General features: G+C 55.5%; 3 protein-coding genes. 1 reads left to right on the top strand and 2 read right to left on the bottom strand.

The window, feature by feature from the left end; all coding sequences use genetic code 11:
- Window positions 1–105 precede the first annotated feature (105 nt).
- Window positions 106–399 carry a transcriptional regulator gene (locus QZY48_RS06005; protein WP_295429008.1) on the top strand — a complete coding sequence of 98 codons (294 nt, stop codon included), beginning with the start codon at window positions 106–108 and terminating at the stop codon, window positions 397–399.
- A 366-nt stretch (window positions 400–765) separates the two neighbouring features.
- Here QZY48_RS06005 and QZY48_RS06010 read toward each other — a convergent pair whose 3' ends face one another.
- Window positions 766–1,392, bottom strand: a complete 627-nt coding sequence (locus QZY48_RS06010) for a hypothetical protein (protein WP_295429005.1) — start codon at window positions 1,390–1,392, stop codon at window positions 766–768.
- Window positions 1,389–2,696, bottom strand: a complete 1,308-nt coding sequence (locus QZY48_RS06015; RefSeq protein ID WP_295429007.1) for a RecQ family zinc-binding domain-containing protein — start codon at window positions 2,694–2,696, stop codon at window positions 1,389–1,391. Before QZY48_RS06015 ends, QZY48_RS06010 begins: the two co-directional genes overlap by 4 nt.
- Window positions 2,697–2,878 lie beyond the last annotated feature (182 nt).

Genomic DNA, 2,878 nt, shown 5'->3' on the forward strand with positions numbered 1-2,878 from the left:
CGCCCACCACCTCAGCCCTACCGCACTCACTGGCCCTATCGCTCAGGCCCCACCACCGGCCAAGATAATTGTCATCGACCGGCCAAGATAGTTGACATCAGACAGATGGGTGAGGATCCGCTGCTCGGCACCCCTGACGGCGACCGTTTGGACGTGCTGACGACCTTGGTGCAGGCATACGAGGCACAACATCATCCCGTGCCGCCACCCGATCCGATCGAGGCCATCAAGTTCCGAATGGAGCAGCAGGGCCTGACGGTGGCCGATATGAAACCCTATATCGGCCCACCCCATCGGGTCTATGAAGTGCTGGCGCGCAAACGCTCGCTGAGTCTGGCGATGATTCGGCGACTGCATCGGGGGCTCGGGATTCCAGCGGAAAGCCTGATTGGTCCCTGATTGGCGGTTCTCATGTGGATTGTCCCCTCGTTACACCGCGCTGCGGTGTAACGCATCCTCTGGCGCTCCGCGCCACGTAGCGACAAGCCCCGTCAGCCGCACCCCTGCGGCGCAAGACCGGAATCCGCGATTCCGTGGTCTGTCCCCGGTTCGCCCCCGCCGCCAGCGCGGCGATTGCCGAATTGAGCGTAACCGACATCAAGTACTTGCGGCAACAGTCGCATAAGCCAACCATCTCTCAGAGGTCTGGGCTGGTCGAATACCCCGTCCGGCGTCGAGCGCGATCGTGTCGATGCCGAAACAGTGGAAAGAATGTGAACGCACTGGATACTCCTCCGATTCGGGCAGTAACGTTTTATGCGCTTTCTACTTCAATAGTAGAACCGCCAGTGCCCCCAATGCCGCCGCCAGCGCCAAGAAGCCAACCAAAAGCGCGCTTTGGAACCGCTGCCTGATCTGCTGCCCAAATTTGTTTTCCAACTCATTCATAAAATTTCCCGCCAGATCTCGAAGATCGGCACGGACCAAGGCAAGCTGTCTATCCAATATGGCGTTGGCCTGTTGGAACTCGGCAGTTGATCGCTCTATGTGCTGGAGAACTTCGGCCTGATTCCGCTGACAATTTGCCGCCAAAGCGTTCAATCCATTCTGCTGGTTTTCGCATCGCTGGACTAGCGCCGCTATCGCTGCTTCGGTTTCCCGCTGCGATTTGTTGTAAGTCTGTTGATATTCCGTAAACGCGGCTTTCCATTCGGCGCCGTTCCGACCCACTTGCTCCTCGAGTTGGGCTAACTGCTCGGCCTGTTGTCGGACAGCTTCATATTGACCCTCAAAACCCGTCGCGTCGTCGGTTAGCTGCTTGAGGCGTTCATAGCGGGGCTGTATGTCCTGGAAGATCGCCTGAATGTCTTTTAGGCTCCGCAGAGCGGCAATGGCGTCTTGCAGTTGGCTTTCCAGTCGAACGATTTCGTTTTCAAACGATTCCAGCTTCATTGATCTAGTCGCTTCTTCAGGGAGAGCATACGGCGGGGACGCTTGGATCTCTTATTACTCAGAGAAATGGCGAGCGCATTTAATTCGCGAAGTGGTCCTTTCAGGCAACCCAGGGCACGGACCTTAGCAATAGCGGATAGGACGCGATAAGCTGCCGAATCGCAACCCAAAAGCAGTTCCTGCGATTGAACCCAGGTGAGGAAATCGTTGGGCGCCAAACGAGAGCCAATACCGTTCAGCCAGCGCACCGCCTCTTCAGGGTCGATTTCAGCGCCAGTGCGATAGAATAGCCCTAACAGGATATCCTGCGTCACCCCTTGCTGATGTCCTTGTTGAAAGCCAGCGCGGAAGTAGCCGAGAGCCTGATTCTGACGGGCAGGGATGCGCCATGACAGTGCGCCCGCCAGATACAGTGCCGACAGCGAGGCGGGGTCACCTTCCAGATGGCGGGTGGCCCGGGCCAGCGTCCCCAATAACACGCCGCGGTCTTCTACCTGGCGAATAAAATCATGCAGCCTGGCTGGTTCTGGTTTTGCCGTCGCGAGCAAATCGTTTAGTCGCAAGAGCAGCTCTTCGAGATCGACGTTACCGACGGCATCGGTCGCTTGTGCCTGATCGAAATTCAGGTCGGGTACGCAGATATCGCAGAATTCGCAGCGATAATCAGGTGCAACAAGTTTGTCGTTGAAAAGATTGAGTAACGTCACTCGTCGGCAGGTACCCTCAGCCGCTCGCACATAATCCAACTCATTGCGCAGCATTTGCAGACGCATCGTGCGAACCCGCGCATATACCCGCCGCAACAGAGTACCGATAGCTTTCTTGAGCAGTGCCTCTTCCGTGCGGCAATGTTCTGCCGCCCATGGTGGGGAACCACATTGCGCAGCCAGTGCAGTTAAGACTTGCATGGGTTCGGCCACGTCATCGGAGTCTGGGCGACGGCTGCGCTCCAAGAAACGCATTACATGATCAAGCAAGCTTTGGGGCGACCAGTGCGTATTAAACTCCACCTCGAAGCGCCACTTATCTTTCCGTCCGAAATACTGAATAGTATAGTCTCGGACGATACCCAGTTGTTGGAGACGGTAGAGCGCCAATTGGTAGACGGTTTGCTTGGAGTCGATGTCAGGGGTATCCTTTACATCGTCACCGCTGCATCTTGGAGGAGTGAATCCGTCTTGGCTAGCCAGCGGTCTACCTTCCTTTAGCCAGTTATAGACGCCATAAGTTGTTTTGCAGTCCGCTTCAACTCCCGGATAGCTGTCCTGGATAAAGCGCGCCTGATGGCTAAAATCACAAAGCACTTTAAGATTGTAGGGATCTGGACACTTGCGGTATTTGAAGCTAAGTACCTCAAGTGAAATAACTGTAGATCTATATCAGGAATGAGAGAATTTGATTCTGTACTTCCCGCCAAATGAGCCGAGTATTTCTCTAAGCGCCTCGTCGAGAGATGCCATGTTGGCGTACGCACAATTCGGAATCC

Source organism: uncultured Thiodictyon sp., from assembly GCF_903828115.1.
Classification (GTDB): domain Bacteria; phylum Pseudomonadota; class Gammaproteobacteria; order Chromatiales; family Chromatiaceae; genus Thiodictyon.

Excerpts from the sequence above, each read along its gene's own strand:
- QZY48_RS06005 (WP_295429008.1), top strand. The coding sequence starts at position 106 with ATGGGTGAGGATCCGCTGCTCGGCACCCCTGACGGCGACCGTTTGGAC.
- QZY48_RS06010 (WP_295429005.1), bottom strand. The coding sequence starts at position 1,392 with ATGAAGCTGGAATCGTTTGAAAACGAAATCGTTCGACTGGAAAGCCAA.